Below are 24,169 nucleotides of genomic sequence, written 5' to 3'. Positions count from 1 at the left end.
CCTCCGCGTCACGTCACCGGTCCATCCAGTAGCGCCGCTGCGCGTCCCGGTATCGTATCGGAGCGGGAACCGCGCCGCTCGACGCCACGTCGATGCGCACCGCGCCGTCGCGATCCGTGCGCGGCAGTTCGATGCCGCGCCCGGCATAGCGCGCCCAGACGGTCGGATGCGGATGCTGAAACCTGTTGGCGTAGCCTACCTGAAATATGGCAATGCGCGGTTCGACCGAATCGAGGAAAGGTTCGGTCGACGACGTGCGGCTGCCGTGATGCGGGACGACGAGCACCTGCGCGGCGAGCGCATCGCGCGATCCGGCGACGAGCGCACGCTCCGAGCGCGCGTCGACGTCGCCTGTCAGAAGCGCCGAGCCCTCGCCCGCCGACACGCGCAGCACGCACGACTGCGCGTTCGTCGCGCCGCCCGCGCGCGGGCCGCCGTCGGGCCAAAGCGTCGCGAACTCGACGCCGTCCCAGCGCCAGCGCTGGCCCGCCGCGCACGGTAGCGCATCCGTCACGCCGGCCGCGCGCGCGGCGCGCCACAAGCGGTTCGACGGCGGCAGCCCGCCCGTCATCTGCGCGACCGCGACCGAATCGAGCACGGCGGGCGCGCCGCCCGCGTGGTCCGAATCCGCGTGGCTCACGACGAGCGCGTCGAGCACGCGCACGCCCCGTGCTCGCAGGAACGGCACGACGATCCGCTCGCCCGCGTTCGACGCCTCCGGCCCCGGCCCCGCGTCGAACAGCAGCGCGTGCCGCGCGGTTTCGATCAGCACCGCGGAGCCCTGCCCGACATCGAGCGCCGTCAGCCGGAACGCGCCTTCGGGCGGCGCGAGCGGCGCGGGAACAACGAGCGGGAGCCACGCGAGCGGCGCGGCGCGGCGCAGCGGCCAGCCGCGCGGCGTCAGCGCCCAGACGACACCCGCCGCCGCCGCCGCGAGCGCGAAACCGTCCGGCGTCGGCAGCATCCAGACCGTGCGCCCCGCGCCGGCCGTCGCCTCGAGTAGCCGCATCAGCATCGCGACGAGCGCATGCGCGAGCGTATAGGCGAATGCATCGAGCGGCGCGGGCAGCACGACGCCCGCAAGCACGATCGGCGTGACGAGCGAGCCGACCCAGGGAATCGCGAACGCGTTCGCGAGCGGCCCGGCGAGCGGGATCTGCGCGAACCACAGCACGGTGAGCGGCGCAAGCGCGATCGTCACCGCGTACTGCGCTCGCGCGGCGTCGCTCGAGCGCCGAAAGAGCCGCCTCATCGACCGCGCCGACCACGCGCACGCGGCGCGCAGCCGCGACGCGCGCGACGGCGACACTCCCTCGCCCACCGCGCCGTCGATCACGCCCGGCACGCCGCGCGCGTCGTCGGTCTCGCGTGCGTCGCGCGCCGCGCTTCGCCCCGACGACACGAACAGGATCGCCGCCACCGCGCCGAACGACAGCCAGAAGCCGGGCGACGTCACCGCCCACGGATCGGCGAGCAGCACGCAACCGAGCGCCGCCGCGAGCACCGACGACGGCGCGAGCGAACGCCCGCTCAGATACGCGACGCCCGCGGCGGCGAGCATCCACCACGCGCGCTGCGCGGGCACGTTGAAGCCCGCGAGCGCCGCATAGCCTGCACTGCCCGCGATCGCGGCGAGCGCCGCGATCTTCTGCGCGGGCACGACGAGCGGCCAGTTCCGCCCGACGTAGCCCGAGCGCCGCCAGAACCCGCCCGCGAGCCACGCGCACAGGCCGCCGACCATCCCGACGTGCAGCCCGGAGATCGCGACGAGATGGCTCGTGCCGGTATCGCGCAGGATGCGCCGGTCGCCGTCGTCGATGCCGTCCTGCGCGCCGATCGCGAGCGCGACCACGATCCCGCGATGCGCGGCGTCGCCGAGCGCGTCGGCGATTCGCCCGCGCAGGCGCGCGCGCAGCCGGTCGACCGTGGCGACGATGCCGGGCGCCCTGCCGGCCAGCCGCCGCGCATCGTGCGTCGCGGACACGTAGCCGAGCGCACGGATGCCGCGCGCGAGCCACGCCGCCTCCGCGTCGCGCACGCCGAAGTTCGCGTTGCCGTGCGGGCGCTTGAGACGCACGCGCAGCCGCCACCGGTCGCCCGGCGCGAATTCGGGCGGCGGCGTGGCCGCGCGGCCGAACGCGTACCACGCAAGCGACAGCGTCGCGGGAAATCGGGCGATGCCCGCATCGTTGGCGTCGACGTCGAACAGGAAACGCACGCCTTTCGCGTCGCGCGACGGCAGCCCGCGCACCGCGCCCGTCACGACGATGTCGCGCCCCTCCCATTGCTTGGGCAGCGCATCGGCGAGCCGCCACTGCGCGCGCGCCGCCGCGTAGCCGAAGCCCGCGAGCGCCGCCGCGCAACAGCATGCGCACAACCCGGCCCGTCGCACGCTCGCGCGCGCATCGCCGCGCAGCGTGACCGCGAGCCACGCGCACCAGCCGAGCGCGAGCGCGCCGCCCGCCCATTCCGCCGCACCCGGCAGCGCCGCCTGCTGCTGCAGCGCGACGATGCCGAGCGCGAACGCACCGCACATCGCCCGCATCGCGCCTCCGTCTTTCGCGCCGCGAGAGCGACGCACGTCCGTCACGAATCGATTATGCGGACGAAAGCGCGAGACGCGGCAGCGCGGCGAGCGCGTTGGCCGAAGTGGATAGCGAAAGCGCGTCGGCGTCGATGCCACGCAGCGCGGCGATCGCCGCGCCGATGAGCGGCACCTGGTCGGGCGTATTGCGCTGCTTGTAGCGCCATTCGGGGGGAATGTCGGGCGCGTCGGTCTCGACGACGAGCGCGTCGAGCGGCAGTTGCGCGGCGAGCCGCCGGATCTGCAGCGCGCGGCCGAATGTCACGTTGCCGCCGAAGCCGAGCTTGAGCCCTTGCGCGAGATACGCGTCGGCCTGCTGGAAGCTGCCGTTGAACGCGTGCGCGATGCCGCGCCGCACGCCCGCGCGCCGCAGCCCGGCCAGCACGCGATCCTGCGACTTGCGCACGTGGCACACGACGGGCAGATCGAAGTCGCGCGCGAGCCGCAATTGCGCGTCGTAGATGAATTGCTGCCGGTTGTCGTCGAGACCCGGCACGAAGTAGTCGAGGCCGATCTCGCCGATGCCGACGAAGCGCGGATCGTCGAGGCTCGCGTCGACCTCCATCCGCAGCCGATCGAGATCCTCGTCGCGCGCCTGCGGCGTGTACATCGGATGAATGCCGAGCGCGTACACCGCGCCTTGCGTCGCATGCGCGAGCTCGCGCACCGTCGCGAAATTCATTCGCCCGACGCTCGGGATCACGATGCGCGACACGCCCGCCGCCCGCGCCGCGCCAGCGACGATCTCGCGGTCGGCGTCGAACTCCGGCGCGTCGAGATGGCAGTGCGTGTCGATCCACATCGCGTCACACCGGCACGGCCGGCTCCTCGTGCAGCACACCGTCGCGCAGCCGCAGGATACGGTCGCAGCGCGCGGCGAGATCGGGATCGTGCGTGACGATCACGAAGCTCGTGTCGAGCGTGCGCGACAAATCGAGCATCAGATGGAACACGTGATCGGCAGTCGAGCCGTCGAGGTTGCCGGTCGGCTCGTCGGCGAGCACGCACGCGGGCTTCGTGACGAGCGCGCGCGCGATCGCGACGCGCTGCCGCTCGCCGCCCGACAGCTCGCCCGGCCGGTGCTTCGCGCGCGCGCCGAGCCCCACCTGTTCGAGCATCTCGCGCGCGTGGTGGCGCGCCTCCTCGGTCGACATCCGGCGAATCCTGAGCGGCATCGCGACGTTGTCGAGCGCGGTGAACTCGGGCAGCAGATGGTGGAACTGATAGACGAAGCCGAGCGCGCGATTGCGCAAGTCGTTGCGCTCGCGCTCGGCGAGCTGCGTAAACGGCTTGCCGAGCAGCGACACCTGCCCCGCGCTCGGCTCGTCGAGGCCGCCCAGCACGTGCAGCAGCGTGCTCTTGCCCGAACCCGACGCGCCGACGATCGCGAGCTTCTCGCCGCGCCGCACCGACACCTCGGCGTTGTCGAGCACCTGTACGTTGAAGCCGCCCTGCACGAACGTCTTCGTGACGCCGCGCGCCTCGAGCACGTATTCGCGCGCGGCGCCACCTTGATGGTTCTGATTCATCGTCTGTTCGAAGACCCGGTCATTCATAGCGCAGCGCCTCCGCGGGGCGCACCTTCGCGCCGCGCCAGCTCGGATAGAGCGTCGCGAGCGCGGACAGCGCGAACGCGATCACGCCGATCCGGATCACGTCGCTCGCGACGAGCTCGGACGGCAGCTCGCTGATGAAGTACACCGACGGCGGCAGGAACTGCACGCCGAACGCGTGCTCGATCATCGGGATGAGCCACGGAATGCTCCACGCGATCAGGCAGCCGAGCGCGACGCCCGTCGCGGTGCCGACGAAGCCGATCGTCACGCCCTGCACGACGAAGATCTTCATGATCGAGCTCGGCTGCGCGCCGAGCGTGCGCAGGATCGCGATGTCCGCCTGCTTGTTCGTCACGGTCATCACGAGCGACGACACGAGGTTGAACGCCGCAACCGCGATGATGAGCGTGAGGATGATGAACATCATCCGCTTCTCGATCTGCACCGCCGAGAACCACGTCTTGTTCTGCTGCGTCCAGTCGCGGATGTACAGGTCGCCCGACAGCGTGTGCGCGAGCTCGCGCGCGACCTGCGGCGCCTTCTGCATGTCGACGAGGCGCAGCCGCACGCCCGTCGGCGCGGGCAGCCTGAAGAGCGCCTGCGCGTCCTGGATGTCGATCATCGCGAGCGTGCTGTCGTATTCGTAATGGCCCGATTCGAAGATGCCGACCACCGTGAACTGCTTCAGGCGCGGCATCATCCCGGCCGGCGTGATCGTGCCTTCCGGCGCGACGAGCGTGACCTTGTCGCCCACGCCCACGCCGAGGTTGCCCGCGAGCGCGTCGCCGAGCACGATCCCGAACTGGCCGGGCGCGAGCGCCGTGAGCGAGCCCGCCTTCATGTCCTTGCCGATATCGGACACCTGCGGCTCGAGCGACGGCTCGACGCCGCGCAGCATCACGCCGCTCACCGCGTCCTGCCGCGTGAGCAGCGCCTGCGCGTCGACGTACGGCGCCGCGCCGGTCACGGACTTGTTCAGGCGCGCTTCCTTCGCGCTCAGTTGCCAGTCGGGCATCGAGCCCGTCGGCGAGAAGACCTCGACGTGCGCGAGCACCGACAGCATCCGGTCGCGAACCTCTTTCTGGAAGCCGTTCATCACGGACAGCACGACGATGAGCGCCGCGACGCCGAGCGCGATCCCGAGCATCGACACGAGCGCGATGAACGAAATGAAGCCGTTGCCGGTCGTGCGTTTGCCGGCGCGAGTGTAGCGCCAGCCGATCTGCCATTCGTACGGAAGTTTCAAGCCTATCCTTTCTGCTGGTTGGAACGCCGCGCGCTGCGCGAATTCGCGCGCAGGAACCGGGCGGACCCGGTTACGCGCGCAGTGTGCCACACAATGCTTAATCGCCCCTGAAAACGTTCCGGATCGGGCGGCCCACGTCAGGGCGGCACACGCCGTGACAGCCCGCGCCGGGGCGGCTGGCGATCGAGCGATCCGCGCTACGGCGGCCCGGCGGCCGGCCAGTCGGACAGCGGCGACGCGGCCGATCCGAACGATTCGAACGATTCGAACGATTCGAACGGGTAGATCGGATCAATCGGATCAATCGGATCAATCGGATCAATCGGATCAATCGGGTCGATCGGGTCGATCGGGTCGATCGGGTCGGTCGATTCGGCCGCATCCTGCCATCCGGCGCCTCCACCGAATCCGGCACGACCGATTCGGCCCCGATCGAGCCGCGAATGCGGCCGCGCCACCGGCGCGCGAGCGCGCGGCAGGCCCGAAGCGCACGGCGCGCCGATCCGCAATTTTACCAACTCGGCCGCGCGCGCCGCACATGCGACGCGCGGCGCGACACCGGCGACCGGCTTTGCCGTTTGGCCTACAATGCGCACCATCATGCGTGCCCAACGTCTTCATTTCCTCGTGCCCTTCGCGCTGCCGTCGGCCGCCGACGCCGCGTCTTCCCTCCACACGCTCGACAGCCCCGCGCTCGCCCGGCTTCTCGCTCGCGCGCGCCTCGTCGAACACACGGTCGGCGAAGACTTCCAGCGCACGCTGCCGCACGAGCGCTGGCTCGCGCGCCGCTTCGGCGCGATTCCCGAGGATGCCGACGATGCGCCGCTCGCGCCGTACATGCTCGTCGCCGACGGCGGCACGCCCGGCGACGACACGTGGGCGTGCGTCGAACCCGTGCACGTGCAGATCGCGACCGATCACCTCGTGCTGATCGATCCCGCGTCGCTCGAGATCGGCGACGATGAAGCCGCCGCGCTGCTCGACACCGCGCGCCCGCTGATCGAGGAACTCGGCGTGAAGGTGCAGGCGCCGCGCGCCGCGCGCTGGTACCTGTCGAGCCCGCAGCTCGCCGGACTCGCGGGCGCCGCGCCGCTGCGCGCGAGCGGCCGCAACATCGAGATCTGGCTGCCGCACGAGACGCAGACGGGCGAACGCTCGCGCGCATGGATGAAGCTGCAGAACGAGGTGCAGATGGCGTGGTTCCGGCATCCCGTGAACGAGGCGCGCGAAGCGCGCGGCTACCCGGCCGTCAATTCGATCTGGTTTCATGCGCAAGGCGCGCTGAAGCCCGTGACGAGCCCGTTCGCGCGCGTGCTGTCGCGCTCGCCCGGCGCGCGCGGGCTCGCGCTCGTCGCGGGCGCGGCCGCGGGCGAGCCGCCCGCCACGTTCGACGCGCTCGCCGCCGGCGCCGCGCCGCAGCCCGACGGCGCGACGCTCGTCGAGCTCGACACGCTGACGACGCCGTTCCTCGAGCACGACTGGGCGCGCTGGCACGACGCGCTCGCCGCGCTCGAGCGCGACTGGTTCGCGCCCGCTCTCGACGCGCTCGCGCAAGGCCGCATCGGCGAGCTCGCGCTCACGCTGTGCGGCGACACGAGCGCCGCGACGCTCGCCGCGACGCGCGGCGACCTGCGCAAGTTCTGGCGCCGCCGCGCGCTCGCCTCCCTGTTCGAATAACGACAACCATTTCGCATGACCCGCATCGTCACCCGCATAGCCGCCCCCGCCGCGCTCGACGCGCTCGCCCGCCACGGAATGCATCCCGTGCTCGCCCGCCTGTACGCGGCGCGCGGGATCACGTCGCCTGCCGACGTCGAAACCGCGCTCTCGCGCCTCGTGCCGCCCGCCCAGCTGAAAGGCTGCACCGCCGCCGCCGCGCTGCTCGCCGACGCGCTCGAAGCCGGCCGCAAGATGCTCGTCGTCGCCGATTACGACTGCGACGGCGCGACCGCATGCGCGGTGGCCGTGCGCGGCCTGCGGATGTTCGGCGCGAAGATCGACTACCTGGTGCCGAACCGCTTCGAATACGGCTACGGATTGACGCCCGAGATCGTCGAGCTCGCCGCCGCGCGCGAGCCCGATCTGCTCATCACCGTCGACAACGGGATCGCGAGCGTCGACGGCGTCGCGGCCGCGAACGCGCGCGGCATCGACGTGCTCGTCACCGATCACCACCTGCCGGGCGACACGCTCCCCGCCGCACGCGCGATCGTCAACCCGAACCAGCCGGGCTGCACGTTTCCGAGCAAGCACGTCGCGGGCGTCGGCGTGATGTTCTACGTGCTGCTCGCGCTGCGCGCCGAGCTGCGCGCACGCGGCGCGTTCGGCGACGACCGCCCCGAGCCGCGTCTCGACGGCCTGCTCGACCTCGTCGCGCTCGGCACCGTCGCCGACGTCGTGCGCCTCGACGGCAACAACCGCGTGCTCGTCGCGCAGGGCCTGCAGCGAATCCGCAACGGCCGGATGCAGCCCGGCATCGCCGCGCTCTTTCGGGCGGCGGCGCGCGATGCGCGCAGCGCGTCCGGCTTCGATCTCGGCTTCGGCCTCGGCCCGCGCCTGAACGCGGCGGGCCGCCTGTCGGACATGTCGCTCGGCATCGAATGCCTGACGACCGACGACGTCGGCCGCGCGTGGGAGCTCGCGCAGCAACTCGACGCGATGAACCGCGAGCGGCGCGAAATCGAGGCGGGCATGCAGCAGCAGGCGCTCGCCGATCTCGCGTCGGTCGACCCGGCCGACGCGGCGACGATCACGCTCTTCAACCCGCAATGGCACCAGGGCGTGATCGGGATCGTCGCCGGGCGGCTGAAGGAGCGCTTCCACCGGCCGTCGTTCACGTTCGCGCACGCGGACGACAGCGGCGCGCGCGTGAAAGGCTCGGGCCGCTCGATCCCGGGCTTCCATCTGCGCGACGCGATCGACCTGATCTCGAAGCGCGAGCCCGATCTGATCGTCACGTTCGGCGGCCACGCGATGGCGGCGGGCGTCACGCTCGATACCGGAAACGTGCCGCGCTTCGCCGCCGCGTTCGAGGCGGTCGCGCGCGAATGGCTGTCCGACGACGCGCTCGCGCGCGTGATCGAGACGGACGGCGACCTCGAGGATGCGTACTTCACGCCGCAGATCGTCGAGCTGCTCGATTCGGCCGTCTGGGGCCAGGGCTTTCCGGCGCCGCTCTTCTCGGGCGAATTCGACGTGGCATCTCAGGCGCTCGTCAAGGACAAGCACCTGAAGCTGCAATTGATGCGCGGCCGCCAGCGCTTCAACGCGATCTGGTTCAACCACGCGCAGCCGCTGCCCGCGCGCGCGACGGTCGCGTTCCGGCTCGCGAGCGACACGTGGAACGGCATGACGCGCGTGCAGCTGATCGTCGAGCACGCGGCGTAACGCCACGCGCGTTTCCGATCGACGGGCGGCGGCAGCGCGCGCCGCGATACGCAACCGGCCGAACGAAATTCGGCGCAACGACAGGCGACGCATGGAACGCATGCCGAGCGTACACGGCGTCGCGAGGCATTGCGCGGCATCACGCGAGGTCACGCGACATCGTGCCGCGTTCGCCGCGCATGCGAACGCCTCGCTCGGCGGTCGCACCGGCCCGCCCGCCGCTCCATCGCGCTTCGCTCGCGCCGCGGTCGCACGCTCGAACGCCCGCGCGCCGATCCGTCGCGGCTGCCTCGCGAATCGATTCCGCGCGTCCCGGACCGCCGGCACCGCTCGGACGATCCGCGCAGCCCGCAGTCCGCGCGTCCGCACGCCATCGCGGCGCCCGAGCACGACGCCGAATCCCGCGGCGCCCGCCGCCGCCCGGCGCCCCCCGCCACGCCCCGCCCGATCGGCGCCTCCCGCGCCCCTCGCCGCGCCCCTCGCCGCGCGCGGCCGTGCGGGCGGCGCGGTACCGGCCGAGGCCCTCGATCGGCTATAATTTCCCCTTTTCACGAAGCGTCAAAAGCGAACAAGATCATGGAAGCGGAACGTCTGAACGCGATCGAAAGCTCCCTCGCGGACCTGCGCCGGCGCGCGGGCGAGCTACGGGGGTATCTTTGACTACGACGTCAAGTCCGAACGTCTAGCCGAAGTCAACAAGCAACTCGAAGATCCGAACGTCTGGAGCGACTCGAAGAACGCCCAGGCGCTCGGCCGCGAGAAGAAATCGCTCGAGAGCGTCGTGATGACGCTCACCGGGCTCGATAACGACCTGCGCGACGCGCAGGACCTGTTCGATCTCGCCCGCGAAGAAAGCGACGAGGACACGCTCGTCGCGACCGAAGGCGATGCGGCGAAGCTCGAGGCGCGCGTCGCCGACATCGAATTCCGCCGGATGTTCTCGAACCCGGCCGATCCGAACAATTGCTTCATCGACATCCAGGCGGGCGCGGGCGGCACCGAGGCGTGCGATTGGGCATCGATGCTGCTGCGCCAGTACCTGCGCTACTGCGAGCGCAAGGGCTTCAAGGCGGAAGTGCTCGAAGAGTCCGACGGCGACGTCGCCGGCATCAAGAACGCGACGATCAAGGTCTCGGGCGAATACGCATACGGCTATCTGCGCACCGAAACGGGCATTCACCGCCTCGTGCGCAAGTCGCCGTTCGATTCGTCGGGCGGCCGCCACACGTCGTTCTCGTCGGTGTTCGTGTATCCCGAGATCGACGACTCGATCGAAGTGGAGATCAACCCGGCCGACCTGCGCATCGACACGTACCGCGCTTCGGGCGCGGGCGGTCAGCACATCAACAAGACCGACTCGGCCGTGCGGATCACGCACATGCCGACGGGCATCGTCGTCCAGTGCCAAAACGACCGCTCGCAGCACCGCAACCGCGCGGAAGCGATGGCGATGCTGAAGTCGCGCCTGTACGAAGCCGAGCTGCGCAAGCGCCAGGCCGAGCAGGACAAGCTCGAATCGAGCAAGACGGACGTGGGCTGGGGCCACCAGATCCGCTCGTACGTGCTCGACCAGAGCCGCGTGAAGGATCTGCGCACGAGCGTCGAAATGAGCAACACGAAGGCCGTCCTCGACGGCGACCTCGACGACTTCATCAGCGCGAGCCTCAAACAGGGCGTGTAAGCGCCCCCGCGCGGGCGCGGTCCGGCCGGCCCGCGCGCCGGCCGCGTCGGCGCCGCGCCCCGCTGCCGCATTACCATCGAACCCGACCACCATGACCGAATCGACCCAACCGCAGGCCGCTGTCGCAGCGGACGAAAACCAGATCATCGCGGAGCGCCGCGACAAGCTGCGCACGCTGCGCGACCAAGGCATCGCCTATCCGAACGACTTCCAGCCAGCCCACCATGCGGCCGATCTGCAGACCGAATTCGCGGACGCCGACAAGGAAGCGCTCGAGGCGAAGCCGCTCGAAGTGTCGGTCGCCGGCCGGATGATGCTCAAGCGCGTGATGGGCAAGGCGAGCTTCGCGACGGTGCAGGACGGCTCGGGTCAGATCCAGTTCTTCGTGACGCCCGCCGACGTCGGCGCCGAGACCTACGACGCGTTCAAGAAGTGGGACCTGGGCGACATCGTCGCCGCGCGCGGCGTGCTGTTCCGCACGAACAAGGGCGAGCTGTCGGTGAAGTGCACGGAGCTGCGGCTGCTCGCGAAGGCGCTGCGCCCGCTGCCCGACAAGTTCCACGGCCTCGCCGACCAGGAAACGCGCTATCGCCAGCGCTACGTCGACCTCATCGTGACGCCCGAGACGCGCGCGACGTTCCGCGCGCGCACCAAGGCGATCGCGTCGATCCGTAAGTTCATGAGCGACGCCGACTTCATGGAAGTCGAGACGCCGATGCTGCACCCGATCCCGGGCGGCGCGGCCGCGAAACCGTTCGTCACGCACCACAACGCGCTCGACATGCAGATGTTCCTGCGCATCGCGCCGGAGTTGTACCTGAAGCGGCTCATCGTCGGCGGTTTCGAGCGCGTGTTCGAGATCAACCGGAATTTCCGCAACGAGGGCGTGTCGCCGCGCCACAACCCGGAATTCACGATGATGGAGTTCTACGCCGCGTACACCGACTACCGCTGGCTGATGGACTTCACCGAGCAGTTGATCCGCCAGGCGGCCGTCGACGCGCTCGGCACCGCGACGATCCAGTATCAGGGCCGCGAGCTCGATCTCGCGAAGCCGTTCCATCGTCTGACGATCACGCAGGCCATCCAGAAGTATGCGCCGCAGTACACCGACGGCCAGTTGTCGGACGACGCCTACCTGCGCAGCGAACTGAAGCGCCTCGGCGTCGACGTCGCGCAGCCGGCGTTCCTGAACGCCGGCATCGGCGCGCTGCAGCTCGCGCTGTTCGAGGAAACTGCGGAAGCGCAACTGTGGGAGCCGACCTTCATCATCGACTACCCGATCGAAGTGTCGCCGCTCGCGCGCGAATCGGACACGGTGGCCGGCATCACCGAGCGCTTCGAGCTCTTCGTCACCGGCCGCGAGATCGCGAACGGCTTCTCGGAGCTGAACGATCCGGAGGATCAGGCCGCGCGCTTCAGGAAGCAGGTCGAGCAAAAGGACGCGGGCGACGAGGAAGCGATGTTCTTCGACGCCGACTACATCCGCGCGCTCGAATACGGGATGCCTCCGACAGGCGGCTGCGGAATCGGCATCGACCGTCTCGTGATGCTGCTCACCGACAGCCCGACGATCCGCGACGTGCTGCTGTTCCCGCATCTGCGCCGCGAGGACTGAGCGCCTCGCGAGCCGCCCGCCGCCCGCCGCCCGTTTTCCCGCCCGATTCCCCGGGGCAAAACGCGGCGGCGGGCGGCGGCAGGCCCGCCTGCTTTGTAACCGCCAGTAAATCCCGGCCGCCGCGCCGCCGTCTTCTTCCGTCCCCTTCTTCACGCTGCCTTTGCGCCGCTTGCGCGAGCGGGCGTTTGACAGTGTTTGACATGCAAGTTTGCGCAGCGAATCGTTACAACTTGAAACGGCGTACCCGCGGCGTTTGATCGACACTTCGCTTCGGAAAATGACGCACCACCGTGTGCGGCTCGCTTTGCATGAGATCGGGGTGACCGCTGAAGCACCAACCTCGATCGACGTACTTTGCATGAGATCGGAGTGACTGCTGAAGCACTAACTCCGATCGACGTGCTTTGCATCGGATCGGAGTAACCGCTGAAGCACTAACTCCGATCGACGTACTTTGCATCGGATCGGAGTAACCGCTGAAGCACTAACTCCGATCGACGTGCTTTGCATGGGATCGGAGTAAGTGCTGAAGCACTAACTCCGATCGACGTGCTTTGCATGGGATCGGAGTAAGTGCTGAAGCACTAACTCCGATCGACGTGCTTTGCATGGGATCGGAGTAAGTGCTGAAGCACTAACTCCGATCGACACCGGAGAGTCGAAAATGGATAACCAGAACACCACCACGCAACAACGCCAGCGCATCCATCCGCTCGTCGCGACAGCCGCGGGCGCCGTCATCATCGCGAGCCTCGCCGCAACGGCCGCCGTCACCGGGCTGTTCCCGAAGGCGAGCAGCACCGATGCGCAGAACCCGCAGACGCAAGCCGCGCTGATCGCGTCGCAGCCGGCCGTCGACACGGCCGCCGCCGCGAGCGCCGCCCTCGCCGCGCAAGCAGCGCAGCAGCAGGCGGCGCAACGTCAGGCGGTCGCGCAAGCGGCGCCGAAGCCCGCGCCGCGTCCGGCGCGCCATCACCACACGGCGGCCGCGCCGCAACCGCCGCAATATGCGCAGCAATCGTCGCAGCAGCCGCAATCGTCGTACTGCGCGACTTGCGGCACCGTCGCCTCGATCGTGCCGGTGCGCACGGCGGGCACGAGCTCGGGGATCGGCGCGATCGGCGGCGCTGCCGCGGGCGGCCTGGTCGGCAACCAGTTCGGCCACGGCAACGGCCGCACCGCGATGACGATCATCGGCGCGCTCGGCGGCGGCCTCGCGGGCAATGCGGTCGAAAAGCAGGTGCGCAGCGAAACCGATTATCAGGTCCAGGTGCAGATGCAGGACGGCTCGACGCGCACGTTCACGTACCACAATCCGCCGCCGTTCGGCCAAGGCCAGCGCGTGCGGGTCGAGAACGGCACGCTCGTCGGCGCGTGACGCGAGCCGCGCGGCGCGAGCGGCTGCGCGCCGCATGCGCGTGCAGCCGAGCGATTCGGCGTCGCGGCCGCGCTGTCGGCCCGCCATGAAAAAACGGCTCGTGATTGCGTCACGAGCCGTTTTTCCTTGAATCCTTGCCGGAAATTTCGCGACCGCCGCGTCGCCCACGTCGCCGCGAGCCGTCATCCGATCCGCTATCCCGATTCATACGCCGCCGGGCTGGCGATCGCGCGACGCCGATCGAGCGGGCCGAGACGCACGCCGTCACGTCATCTCGCCATCTCGCGCTCCGCCTCGAGCGCGGCTGCCCCGCGCACCGGGCGCGACGGCGCCGCATCACACCGCATCGCGCCGCTTCGCCTGGCCTTTCGCCCAGCCCCAGCGTCGACCCGGCCCACGCTTGCGCCAGTCCCCCGCGCCGCGTCAGTCTTCGTCGTCGAAGTCCGATTCGTCGATCCAGTGCGCCTGGATCGCCTCGAGAATCTTCTCGCCCGAATGACTCGGATCGTCGTCGAAGCCGTCCAGCGCCAGCACCCATTGCCGCAGATCGACGAAATTGATCCGCTGCGGATCGACATCCGGATGCTTGTCCGCGAGCGCGATCGCGATCTCGCGGGAATCGGTCCATTTCATCGCCGAATCTCCTCGCCTCAGTGATTTTCCTTCGCGTGGTTGATCGAGTACTTCGGAATCTCGACGACCAGATCCACGCCCTCCTTCACGACCGCCTGGCACGACAGGCGCGACGTCGGCTCGAGGCCCCATGCCTTGTCGAGCAGGTCGTCCTCGTCCTCTTCGGACGGCTCGAGCTCGTTGAAGCCTTCGCGGATGATCACATGGCACGTCGTGCATGCGCACGATTTCTCGCACGCGTGCTCGATCTCGACGCCGTTGTCGAGCAGGTTGTCGCAGATGCTCTTGCCGGGCACGGCGTCGATCACCGCGCCGTCCGGGCACAATTCGACGTGCGGCAGTACTACGAGTTGAGGCATGTTCGTTCCGTTCGTTCAGCCAGTGCGCGGCTTGCCGCCGCGCCGTCCATCGCCGCGCCGGCGGCCGGTCGGCCGCGCGGCTCGGTTCGTATTCAGATCTCGTCGAGCTTGCGGCCGGCGAGCGCCCGCTTGATGCTCTTGTCCATCCGGCGCGCGGCGAATTCGTCGGTGCCCTCGGCGAGCGCCTTCGTTGCCGCGTCGATCGCGTTCGCGTCGTCGCCCGTCGCGACCGCGCGCAGCGACGCGACGAGGCCGTCGACCATCGCGCGCTCGTGCGCGTCGAGCAAATCGCCGTCGGCGGCGAGCGCCACGTCCGTCGCGTCGACGAGGCGCTGCGCCTCGACTTGCGCCTCGCGCAGCGCGCGCGCTCGCATGTCGACTTCGGCCGTCTTGAAACTGTCTTCGAGCATGCGCGCGATATCGTCGTCGCCCAAGCCGTACGACGGCTTCACGACGACCGACGCCTCGACGCCGGAGTGCTGCTCGCGCGCGAACACCGACAGGAGGCCGTCCGCGTCGACCTGATAGGTCACGCGAATTCGCGCGGCGCCCGCCGCCATCGGCGGAATGCCGCGCAGCTCGAAGCGCGCGAGCGACCGGCAGTCGGCGACGAGCTCGCGCTCGCCCTGCACGACGTGGATCGCCATCGCGGTCTGGCCGTCCTTGAAGGTCGTGAATTCCTGCGCGCGCGCAACGGGAATCGTCGAATTGCGCGGAATGATCTTCTCGACGAGGCCGCCCATCGTCTCCACGCCGAGCGACAGCGGAATCACGTCGAGCAGCAGCCAGTCGTCGCCGCCGCTGCGGTTGCCCGCGAGCAGATCCGCCTGGATCGCCGCGCCGAGCGCGACCACCTGGTCCGGGTCGAGGTTGACGAGCGGCGGCTGGCCGAAATGCTTCGCGACCGCGTCGCGGATCACGGGCATCCGCGTCGCGCCGCCGACGAGCACGACGCCCTTGATGTCGGCCGCGCTCACCTGCGCGTCGCGCAGCGCCTTGCGCGTCGGCGTCAGCGTGCGCTGCACGAGCGGCTCGACGAGCGCGGCGAACGCGTCGCGCGTAATCGTCTGCGCGAGCTTTTCGCCCGTCGACAGCTTCACGTCGACATGCGCGTCCCGCGCGAACGACAGCGCCTCCTTCGCGCCGCGCACGCGGTCGAGCAGCAGGCGCACGTCCTCGGGCGCGAGCGCCGCCGCCTCGATGCCCGCTTGCGCGAGCACGTGCGCGAACAGCGCGTGATCGAAATCGTCGCCGCCGAGCGCCGAATCGCCGCCTGCCGCGAGCACTTCGAACACACCCTTCGTGAGCTTCAGGATCGACAGGTCGAACGTGCCGCCGCCGAGGTCATAGACCGCGTAGAGGCCTTCCGCGCCGTTGTCGAGCCCGTACGCGATCGCGGCCGCGGTCGGCTCGTTCAGCAGGCGCAGCACGTTCAGGCCCGCGAGCCGCGCGGCGTCCTTCGTCGCCTGGCGCTGCGCGTCGTCGAAATACGCGGGCACCGTGATCACCGCGCCGACGAGCTCGTCGCGGAGCGTGTCTTCGGCGCGCTGGCGCAGCGTCGCGAGAATTTCCGCCGACACCTCGACCGGGCTCTTTACGCCGTCGACCGTACGGATCTGCACCATGCCGGGCGCATCGACGAATTCGTACGGCGCGTTCGCCGCGCCTTCGACCTCCGCCTTGCCGCGCCCCATGAAGCGCTTGACCGACACGATCGTGTTGCGCGGATCGATCGCCGCCTCTTCCTTCGCGGTATGGCCGATGCGGCGGCCGCCCTTCTCGAGATAGCGGACGACGGACGGCAGCAGCACGCGCCCGTCGTCATCGGGCAGCGCCTCCGGAATGCTGTTGCGCACCGCGGCGACGAGCGAATTCGTCGTGCCGAGGTCGATGCCGACGGCGAGGCGCCGCTGATGCGGCGCGGGCGCCATGCCGGGTTCGGAAATTTGCAGTAAAGCCATCTGTATGTTCGATGGGGGCCGAAGCCCCGCTTGCATCGCGTGCGTAATGCGCGCGGTTAGTGTTCGAGGCGCTCGATCTGAGCGCCGATCTCGGCCGACACGCGCTCGACGAACATCAGTTGCCGCACGGCCTCGGCCGCGCCCTGATCCGAGCCGCTGTCGAGCAGCGCGCCCAGCTTCGCGAGGCGCGCGCGCCGCTCGTCGCGCAATTCGGCGAGCAGCGCATCGAGCTCGCCGACGTTCTTCGCGGCCGCCGCATCCTCGATGCGCTCGCGCCACTCCATCTGCTGCATCAGGAACGCCGGCTCCATCGCCGTGTTGTTCTCGGCGCCGACGTCGACGCCGCGCAAGTGCAGCAGGTACGTCGCCCGCTTGAGCGGATCGCGCAGTGTCTGGTACGCCTCGTTCGCACGCGTCGCCCATTGCATCGCGATGCGCTTTTGCGCGTCGCCCGCCGCGGCGAAACGGTCCGGGTGCACCTGCGACTGCACGGTGCGGTACGCGGCGTCGAGCGTAGGCTCGTCGAGCGCGAATTGCACCGGCAGGTGAAAGAGATCGAAATGGCTGTCTTTCAGCGAAACCATCGCGTAATAGCTGTAGCGCTCAACTCGTTGTCGACTGCGGCACGACGTCGACCGATGTGCCGCCCATTAAAAAGGCGGCCCGCGCCGCCTCTCGTCCGCCTCGCGCGGATGCCGTCACACGCGGAACGATTCGCCGCAGCCGCACTCGTCCTTCACGTTCGGGTTGTTGAACTTGAAGCCCTCGTTCAATCCCTCGCGCGCGAAGTCGAGCTCCGTGCCGTCGATGTACGCGAGGCTCTTCGGATCGACGAAGACCTTCACGCCATGGCTTTCGAACACCTGATCCTCGGAGGCGAACTCGTCGACATACTCGAGCTTGTACGCGAGGCCCGAACAGCCGGTCGTGCGCACGCCGAGCCGCAGGCCCAGCCCCTTGCCGCGCCGCGTCAGATACTTCTGCACGTGCTGCGCAGCCTTTTCGGTCAGTGTGATAGCCATAGTGTCCTTCGTCGCACGAAGCGAGCCTCGTGCGTCATGCGTCTAAACCCAAAACCGGTCGACCCTGCGTCGAACCCGCGGCGCCGCTTACGCGGCGGCCTTGCCGTCTCCAGCGCCTTCGTGGTCGTGGCGCTTCTTGTAGTCGGCAACGGCCGCCTTGATCGCGTCTTCCGCGAGGATCGAACAGTGGATCTTCACGGGCGGCAGCGCGAGCTCTTCGGCGATCTGCGTGTTCTTGATCGCGAGCGCCTCGTCGAGCGTCTTGCCCTTCACCCATTCGGTGACGAGCGAGCTCGACGCGATCGCCGAACCACAACCGTAGGTCTTGAACTTCGCGTCCTCGATCACGCCGTTCTCGCCAACGCGGATCTGCAGCTTCATCACGTCGCCGCACGCGGGCGCGCCAACCATGCCGGTGCCGACCGCGTCGTCGTCCTTCGCGAACGAGCCGACGTTACGCGGGTTTTCGTAGTGATCCAGAACCTTGTTGCTGTAAGACATGATTCAAACTCCTTGCTTCGTTTCGTCTGCGCGGCACTCAATCGCCCGCGGAAATATCGTTGCGCTCAGTGCGCCGCCCATTCGATCGTCGACAGATCGACGCCGTCCTGATGCATTTCCCAAAGCGGCGACAGGTCGCGCAGCTTGGCGATCTTGCTCTTCAGCAGATCGATCACGTAGTCGACTTCCTGCTCCGTCGTGAAACGGCCGACCGTGAAGCGGATCGAGCTGTGCGCGAGCTCGTCGTTGCGGCCGAGCGCGCGCAGCACGTACGACGGCTCGAGCGAAGCCGACGTGCACGCGGAACCCGACGACACCGCGACGTCCTTGATCGCCATGATCAGCGACTCGCCTTCGACGAAATTGAAGCTGATATTCAGGTTGTGCGGGATACGATGCTCGAGGTCGCCGTTCACGTAGGTCTCCTCGATTTGCGACAGGCCGCGCAGCAGCTTGTCGCGCAGCATCCGGATGCGCTCGTTCTCGGTCGCCATTTCCTCCTTGGCGATGCGGAACGCCTCGCCCATGCCGACGATCTGGTGCGTCGGCAGCGTGCCCGAGCGCATGCCGCGCTCGTGGCCGCCGCCGTGCATCTGCGCCTCGATGCGCACGCGCGGCTTGCGGCGCACGTACAGCGCGCCGATGCCCTTCGGGCCGTAGGTCTTGTGCGCGGAGAACGACATCAGGTCGACCTTCAGCTTCGCCAGGTCGATCTCGACCTTGCCCGTCGCCTGCGCGGCGTCGACGTGGAAGATGATGCCCTTCTCGCGGCAGATCTCGCCGATCGCCTCGATGTCCTGGATCACGCCGATCTCGTTGTTCACGTGCATCACCGACACGAGGATCGTGTCCGGGCGCAGCGCGGCCTTCAGCGCGTCGAGCTCCAGCAGGCCGTCGTCCTTCACGTCGAGATAGGTCACCTCGAAGCCTTCGCGCTCGAGCTCGCGGCACGTATCGAGCACCGCCTTGTGCTCGGTCTTCATCGTGACGATGTGCTTGCCCTTGCCCTGATAGAAGTGCGCGGCGCCCTTGATCGCGAGGTTGTCGGATTCGGTCGCGCCGGAGGTCCAGATGATTTCTCGCGGATCGGCGTTGACGAGCGCGGCCACCTGCTCGCGCGCCTCTTCGACCGCGCGCTCCGCGTCCCAGCCGTATGCGTGGCTGCGGGACGCCGGATTGCCGAACTGCTCGCGCAGATACGGCACCATCTTGTCGACGACGCGCGGATCGACGGGCGTCGTCGCGCTGTAGTCCATGTAGATGGGCAGGTGGGGGATCTCGTTATTCATCTATCGCTCCGGGTATGCGTTCGTGCGGGGACTGTTCGTTGTGCTGCCGCGTTCAATGCGCGGCAATCATGAGCTTGCGATGTTGAAGACCGAATTCGGGCCGAGCGGAATCGAGCGCACGGGCTCGACGCTCGCCGCAACGGGCTCCGGCTTGCGCTTGTCGCGCAGCACGGCGGGCGTGCCTTCGCGGGCGCGCTGCTGATCGACGAGATCCTGCAGCGATACCGAATCGAGGTATTCGACCATCTTCTGGTTCAGCGTCGACCAGAGCTCGTGCGTCATGCAATGGCCGTCGGGCTGCTTCGTGCCTTCGCACGCGCCCTTGCCGCCGCATTGGGTCGCATCGAGCGGCTCGTCGACCGCAATGATGATGTCGGCGACCGTCACGTCCTGCGCGCGGCGCGCGAGGTTGTAGCCGCCGCCCGGTCCGCGGACCGATTCGACGATTTCATGCCGGCGCAACTTGCCGAACAACTGCTCGAGGTAGGAGAGCGAAATCCGCTGGCGCTGGCTGATGCCTGCAAGCGTCACCGGGCCTTGCTCCTGGCGCAGCGCCAAGTCGATCATCGCCGTGACGGCGAAACGGCCTTTGGTGGTGAGTCTCATGGTATTGAATGGGCAGCAATCTTGACGATTTTGGTCAAGTATAAATATTTGACAAATTTAGTCAAGTATCCCTGCCGCTAAAAGGGGGTTGTATGTGCGGCGCTTCAGCGCGCCGTTTCGCGCAAGCGCTCGAGGAGCCCGCGGCACGCATCCTCGCACTGATCGAGCACCCGCTCGAAGCCGCGCGCGCCGCCGAAGTACGGATCGGCGATTTCGCGCGCCGATGCGTCGCTTGCATATTCCATCAGCAGCCGGATCTTGCCCTGATGCTGCGGCGGGCAGCGCTTGCGCAGTTCGGCGAAGTTGGCGGAATCCATTGCGAGCACGAGATCGAAGCGCTCGAAATCGGCTGCGCCGATCTGCCGCGCGCGCAGCGCCGACAGATCGTAGCCCCGTGTGCGCGCCGCTTGCTGCGCGCGCGCATCGGGCGCCTCGCCGACGTGCCAGTCGCCCGTGCCGGCCGAATCGATCGCGATCGTCTCGTCGAGCCCCGCTGCCGCCACCTGGTGCCGCATCACCCCTTCGGCGGTGGGCGAGCGGCAAATGTTGCCGAGGCAGACGAAACAGATCGCGACGCTTTTCATCACGCAACCAGACAATCGCGGCGAACCGCACGGATGGACAGCGCGCCATTATACAAAGGCGCACCGATTCCCGCTTGCGCCAGATTCGGCTTCACGGCAGCTTACAAAGCCTTTGCGCCGGCGAGCGGCGCGACGGGCGACGCGGCGGGCAGCGCCTGCGACGCGTCGTCGACGAGCCCGTACGACACCGTGCGCGCGAGCTCGGCCGACGCATCGCGCGCGACCGCCTGCCCGCGCTGCGGCGCGGCCCCGGACAGGTACAGGTAAGCGGCGGCGGCGAGCGGCACGACGATCGCAAGCGGCCAGTACATCGATATTGTCTTTCTCATGATGCGACCTCTCTCGGCTGGCGCATTGGGACGCTCCCCAATGCTGACATGTCGAGATTCTATAGATCGCACCTATCGAGATAAATATGCGAATAGCGAACGCAGTGTTGTCGCTCGATGAACAGTCGCGGCGCAACGCGTTCCCCGTCCACGCGCGCCGCGCTTGCGCACGGTCAAGTCAGCGTGTCGACGACGACGGATCGAGATGCGTGCGCGACGCCGCGTACAGCTCGCGGAACGTCCTGCCGGCTGGTGCCGGGATGTCGCGCGTCGCGGTCCAGCCGCGCGCGAACGGGAACCGCCCGAGCGTGCCAGCGACGCCGCCCGACGTGCCGCCCGCCCGCTCGAGCACGCGCACGACGAGCTTCGTCGCGAACGCGTACAGCGTGGGCCGCCGCGCGAAAAAGCCCCACGCGGCGAGCGCCGCGCGCTCGCGCCACGGCCGCAGGTGACGCTCGACCTGCTTCTCGCGCAGCTTGCGCAGCAGGCCCGAAATCGGGATGCCGACCGGACAGACGCTGTCGCACTCGCCGCAGAGCGTCGCGGCCTGCGGCAAATCGAGCGCCTTGTCGAGCCCGACGTAGCTCGGCGTCAGCACCGAGCCCATCGGCCCCGGATACACCCAGCCGTATGCGTGCCCGCCGACCTTCTGATAAACCGGGCAGTGGTTCATGCACGCGCCGCAGCGAATGCAGCGGAGCATCTCCTGGAACTCGCCGCCGATGAGCCCGCTGCGGCCGCCGTCGACGAGCACGACATACGAATGCTCGGGCCCGTCCTCGTCGCCCTCTCCCCGCACGCCCGTGAGCAGCGAAAAGTAGTTCGACGTCTTCTGCCCGGTGGCCGAGCGCGGCAGGAGGCGCATCGCGGTCGCGAGATCCTCGAGCGTCGGCAACACCTTTTCGATTCCCGTCACCGCGACGTGCACGCGCGGCAGCACCGTGCACATGCCTTCGTTGCCCTCGTTCGTCACGAGCACGACGGAGCCCGTCTCTGCGATCACGAAGTTGCCGCCCGTCACGCCCATGTCGGCCGACAGGAAATGGGGGCGCAGCACCTCGCGCGCCTCGCGGGTCATCTCCGGAATCTCGGTCAGGCGCGGCCGTCCGTGCGTCCTCGCGAACAGCTCGGCCACCTCTTCCTTGTCCCGGTGCAACACGGGCGCGATGATGTGGCTCGGCGGCTCGTTGTCGTTGATCTGCAGGATGTACTCGCCGAGGTCGGTCTCGATCGACTGCACGCCCAGCCGGCCGAGCACAGCGTTCAGATTCGCCTCCTCGGTCACCATCGACTTCGTCTTGATGACCTTCTTCACATCGTGCCGCCGCGCGATGTCCGCGACGAGCGCCGCCGCGTCGGCCGTCGTCTCCGCGTACAGCACGGTCGTCCCGCGCCGCGCCGCCTCGCGCTCGAACATCTCGAGCCACACGTCGAGCCGCTCGAGCGCACGGTTGCGGCGCGCCTTCAGCTCCGCGCGCGTCGCGACGAAGTCGATCTGCGTGACGGCCTGCGCGCGTCCCGACACGAATTTCGTCGACAGCCTCTTGAGATTTTCCTGCAGGCGCGCATCGGCGAGCTTTTCGCCCGCGCGCGCCTTGAAATGCATCGATTGGACTTGCATGGCGGCTCGTGAGGTTCGTGGTTCTCGTCGCGATCGTTCGTTCGGCGGGGCGGCGCTCAGACGTCGCCCGCGAGCACCTGCGCGACGTGCAGCACGCGCGTATCGCGGTCGCGCGTGCGGCGCAGGCGCCCTTCGATGTTCAGCATGCAGCCGAGATCGCCGAGCACAACCGCGGGCGCGCCCGTCGCGCGCACGTTCGCGCATTTCTCGTCGACGATCGCGCTCGAGATGTCGCCGTACTTCACCGCGAACGTACCGCCGAAGCCGCAACAGTGCTCGCAGTCCTTCATCTCGTCGACGGCCACGCCGCGCTGCGCGAGCAGCGCGCGCGGCTGCGCCTTCACGCCGAGCTCGCGCAGGCCCGAACAGGAATCGTGGTACGTGACGGGCCCCTTGAACTCGCCCGGCTCGAGCTTCACCCGCGCGACGTTGGCGAGGAAGTCGGTCAGTTCGTAGACTTTCGTGCGCAGGCGCCCGTAGCGCGCCATCAGCTCGGGATCATCGCGAAAGAGGTCGCCGTAATGGACGCGGATCATCCCGCCGCACGAGCCCGACGGCACGACGACGTAGTCGAACTGCTCGAATTCGGCGAGCGTCTTTTCCGCCAGATCGCGAGCGATCGCGCGCTCGCCCGAGTTGTACGCGGGCTGGCCGCAGCAGGTCTGCGAAGGCGGCACGACGACTTCGCAGCCCGCCTCTTTCAGCAGCTTGAGCGCCGAAAAACCGATCTCGGGCCGCATCAGGTCGACAAGACACGTGACGAACAAACCGACTCGCATAGGCGCTCCTTCGAGAAAACGGCGCTCATTATCCGCCGTTTGCGCGGCAAGACCAACGTTGCGCCGCAATCGCGCAATGCCCGGCGCCGAGCGAGGACTTCCTCGAACACCGTTCGCTTTTTTCACTATACGAGATACAATCGCCGCATTGGTACTTGATGCGGCAATCGATTCCTCACGATGAGCAACCCGAACCCGGATTCCAAGACATCGATCCAGGTGATCGAACGGATGATGCGGCTCCTCGATGCGCTCGCCGCGCACAGCGATCCGGTCAGCCTGAAGGAACTCGCGCAGCGCACCGAACTGCACCCTTCCACCGCGCACCGGATCTTGAACGACATGGTGACCTGCCGTCTCGTCGATCGCTCCGACCCCGGTACATACCGGCTCGGCATGCGCCTGCTCGAGCTCGGCAATCTCGTGAAGGCGCGCCTGTCGGTGCGCGACGCCGCGCTGATGCCGATGCGCGAGTTGCACCGGCTGACGGGCCAGACCGTGAACCTGTCGGTGCGCCAGGGCGACGAGATCGTCTACATCGAGCGGGCGTATTCGGAGCGCTCGGGAATGCAGGTCGTCCGCGCGATCGGCGGCCGCGCGCCGCTGCACCTCACGTCGGTCGGCAAGCTGTTCCTCGCGGCGGACGAGACGTCGCGGGTGCGCGCGTACGCAACGCGCACGGGCCTCGCCGGCCATACGCAAAACAGCATCACCGATCTGCCGAAGCTCGAGCGCGAGCTCACGCTCGTGCGCCAGCAGGCGTGCGCGCGCGATAACGAAGAGCTCGAGCTCGGCGTGCGCTGCATCGCGGCCGGCATCTACGACGATTCCGGCAAGCTCGTCGCCGGGTTGTCGCTGTCCGCGCCCGCCGACCGGCTCCAGGACGCGTGGCTCGGCCAGTTGAGCCGCACGGCGCTCACGATCTCGGAATCGCTCGGCTATCGCCCGGAAACCGCGAGGGAAGCGGACGCGCTGGCGCAAAAGCAGGCGTAGGCGCGCGCGCATCGCGCTCCAGCGCTCGGCCGCCCCGCGCCT

23 protein-coding genes are annotated in these 24,169 nt (G+C 68.7%); 6 read left to right on the top strand and 17 right to left on the bottom strand.

Annotated features, from left to right (window positions below; genetic code table 11):
- Nucleotides 1–13 precede the first annotated feature (13 nt).
- From WS78_RS06580 to WS78_RS36980, 5 genes are all read right to left on the bottom strand, one after another.
- Nucleotides 14–2,545 carry a DNA internalization-related competence protein ComEC/Rec2 gene (locus WS78_RS06580; RefSeq protein ID WP_059577246.1) on the bottom strand — a complete coding sequence of 844 codons (2,532 nt, stop codon included), beginning with the start codon at nt 2,543–2,545 and terminating at the stop codon, nt 14–16.
- Between the two features lie 52 nt (nt 2,546–2,597).
- Nucleotides 2,598–3,386, bottom strand: a complete 789-nt coding sequence (locus tag WS78_RS06575; RefSeq protein ID WP_038750467.1) for a TatD family hydrolase — start codon at nt 3,384–3,386, stop codon at nt 2,598–2,600.
- A 4-nt stretch (nt 3,387–3,390) separates the two neighbouring features.
- Entirely contained in the window at nt 3,391–4,140 is a 750-nt protein-coding gene (gene lolD, locus WS78_RS06570; protein WP_052145120.1) for a lipoprotein-releasing ABC transporter ATP-binding protein LolD, read from the bottom strand.
- Nucleotides 4,133–5,386: a lipoprotein-releasing ABC transporter permease subunit gene (locus tag WS78_RS06565; protein ID WP_038750474.1), complete on the bottom strand. Its 1,254-nt coding sequence runs from the start codon at nt 5,384–5,386 to the stop codon at nt 4,133–4,135. The genes lolD and WS78_RS06565 overlap by 8 nt, the downstream gene beginning before the upstream one ends.
- Nucleotides 5,387–5,583: 197 nt before the next feature.
- Nucleotides 5,584–5,988: a hypothetical protein gene (locus WS78_RS36980; protein ID WP_197419413.1), complete on the bottom strand. Its 405-nt coding sequence runs from the start codon at nt 5,986–5,988 to the stop codon at nt 5,584–5,586.
- On the opposite strand from WS78_RS36980, the gene WS78_RS06555 reads away from it, so the two are divergent.
- From WS78_RS06555 to WS78_RS06530, 5 genes are all read left to right on the top strand, one after another.
- A complete protein-coding gene (locus WS78_RS06555; protein WP_082717338.1) occupies nt 5,987–7,063 on the top strand; it encodes a regulator in 1,077 nt (358 codons plus the stop codon). The two genes, WS78_RS36980 and WS78_RS06555, sit on opposite strands and share 2 nt — an antisense overlap.
- A 15-nt stretch (nt 7,064–7,078) precedes the next feature.
- Nucleotides 7,079–8,773 carry a single-stranded-DNA-specific exonuclease RecJ gene (recJ, locus tag WS78_RS06550; RefSeq protein ID WP_059577184.1) on the top strand — a complete coding sequence of 565 codons (1,695 nt, stop codon included), beginning with the start codon at nt 7,079–7,081 and terminating at the stop codon, nt 8,771–8,773.
- 576 nt (nt 8,774–9,349) lie between these two features.
- Nucleotides 9,350–10,454, top strand: a protein-coding gene (prfB, locus tag WS78_RS06545; protein ID WP_156432255.1) for a peptide chain release factor 2 whose coding sequence is annotated in 2 segments (ribosomal slippage) — nt 9,350–9,430 and nt 9,432–10,454 — 1,104 coding nt in all. Because the reading frame shifts where the segments join, the coding sequence is not laid out codon by codon here.
- A gap of 91 nt (nt 10,455–10,545) precedes the next feature.
- Complete coding sequence (gene lysS / locus WS78_RS06540) at nt 10,546–12,072, top strand: lysine--tRNA ligase (protein ID WP_038750493.1); 1,527 nt, start codon at nt 10,546–10,548, stop codon at nt 12,070–12,072.
- A 664-nt stretch (nt 12,073–12,736) separates the two neighbouring features.
- Nucleotides 12,737–13,450: a glycine zipper 2TM domain-containing protein gene (locus WS78_RS06530; RefSeq protein ID WP_038748838.1), complete on the top strand. Its 714-nt coding sequence runs from the start codon at nt 12,737–12,739 to the stop codon at nt 13,448–13,450.
- Nucleotides 13,451–13,873: 423 nt separating this feature from the next.
- Here WS78_RS06530 and iscX read toward each other — a convergent pair whose 3' ends face one another.
- The 12 genes from iscX to WS78_RS06470 all read right to left on the bottom strand — a co-directional run bounded on the left by iscX (nt 13,874) and on the right by WS78_RS06470 (nt 23,134).
- On the bottom strand, nt 13,874–14,083 hold the full coding sequence (gene iscX / locus WS78_RS06525; RefSeq protein WP_038748836.1) for a Fe-S cluster assembly protein IscX: 210 nt from the start codon (nt 14,081–14,083) through the stop codon (nt 13,874–13,876).
- A gap of 17 nt (nt 14,084–14,100) precedes the next feature.
- A complete protein-coding gene (gene fdx, locus WS78_RS06520; protein WP_038748834.1) occupies nt 14,101–14,442 on the bottom strand; it encodes an ISC system 2Fe-2S type ferredoxin in 342 nt (113 codons plus the stop codon).
- Nucleotides 14,443–14,534: 92 nt separating this feature from the next.
- Nucleotides 14,535–16,403, bottom strand: coding sequence for a Fe-S protein assembly chaperone HscA (hscA, locus tag WS78_RS06515; RefSeq protein ID WP_059577180.1), 1,869 nt, complete (start codon nt 16,401–16,403; stop codon nt 14,535–14,537).
- Between the two features lie 56 nt (nt 16,404–16,459).
- Complete coding sequence (gene hscB / locus WS78_RS06510; protein ID WP_038748831.1) at nt 16,460–16,987, bottom strand: Fe-S protein assembly co-chaperone HscB; 528 nt, start codon at nt 16,985–16,987, stop codon at nt 16,460–16,462.
- Nucleotides 16,988–17,101: 114 nt separating this feature from the next.
- A complete protein-coding gene (iscA, locus tag WS78_RS06505; protein WP_038748829.1) occupies nt 17,102–17,425 on the bottom strand; it encodes an iron-sulfur cluster assembly protein IscA in 324 nt (107 codons plus the stop codon).
- Nucleotides 17,426–17,512: 87 nt separating this feature from the next.
- The gene (gene iscU, locus WS78_RS06500; RefSeq protein WP_059577177.1) at nt 17,513–17,926 is read right to left on the bottom strand and encodes a Fe-S cluster assembly scaffold IscU; all 414 of its coding nucleotides are present in this window, start codon (nt 17,924–17,926) and stop codon (nt 17,513–17,515) included.
- Nucleotides 17,927–17,991: 65 nt separating this feature from the next.
- On the bottom strand, nt 17,992–19,215 hold the full coding sequence (locus tag WS78_RS06495; RefSeq protein ID WP_059577173.1) for an IscS subfamily cysteine desulfurase: 1,224 nt from the start codon (nt 19,213–19,215) through the stop codon (nt 17,992–17,994).
- Nucleotides 19,216–19,281: 66 nt separating this feature from the next.
- Nucleotides 19,282–19,821: a Fe-S cluster assembly transcriptional regulator IscR gene (iscR, locus tag WS78_RS06490; protein WP_038748823.1), complete on the bottom strand. Its 540-nt coding sequence runs from the start codon at nt 19,819–19,821 to the stop codon at nt 19,282–19,284.
- A 104-nt stretch (nt 19,822–19,925) separates the two neighbouring features.
- Complete coding sequence (locus WS78_RS06485; RefSeq protein WP_059577170.1) at nt 19,926–20,405, bottom strand: low molecular weight protein-tyrosine-phosphatase; 480 nt, start codon at nt 20,403–20,405, stop codon at nt 19,926–19,928.
- Nucleotides 20,406–20,506: 101 nt separating this feature from the next.
- Entirely contained in the window at nt 20,507–20,716 is a 210-nt protein-coding gene (locus WS78_RS06480) for a hypothetical protein (protein WP_161788668.1), read from the bottom strand.
- A 196-nt stretch (nt 20,717–20,912) separates the two neighbouring features.
- Nucleotides 20,913–22,355, bottom strand: coding sequence for a lactate utilization protein B (locus WS78_RS06475; RefSeq protein ID WP_038748818.1), 1,443 nt, complete (start codon nt 22,353–22,355; stop codon nt 20,913–20,915).
- 56 nt (nt 22,356–22,411) lie between these two features.
- A complete protein-coding gene (locus WS78_RS06470; RefSeq protein WP_059577167.1) occupies nt 22,412–23,134 on the bottom strand; it encodes a (Fe-S)-binding protein in 723 nt (240 codons plus the stop codon).
- A 180-nt stretch (nt 23,135–23,314) separates the two neighbouring features.
- Here WS78_RS06470 and WS78_RS06460 point away from each other — a divergent pair, with 180 nt between their 5' ends.
- Entirely contained in the window at nt 23,315–24,127 is an 813-nt protein-coding gene (locus tag WS78_RS06460) for an IclR family transcriptional regulator (protein WP_038748816.1), read from the top strand.
- Nucleotides 24,128–24,169 lie beyond the last annotated feature (42 nt).

Origin of the sequence: Burkholderia savannae (genome assembly GCF_001524445.2) — a bacterium.
GTDB lineage: Bacteria > Pseudomonadota > Gammaproteobacteria > Burkholderiales > Burkholderiaceae > Burkholderia > Burkholderia savannae.
This window is presented reverse-complemented; position numbering and strand designations above follow the sequence as displayed.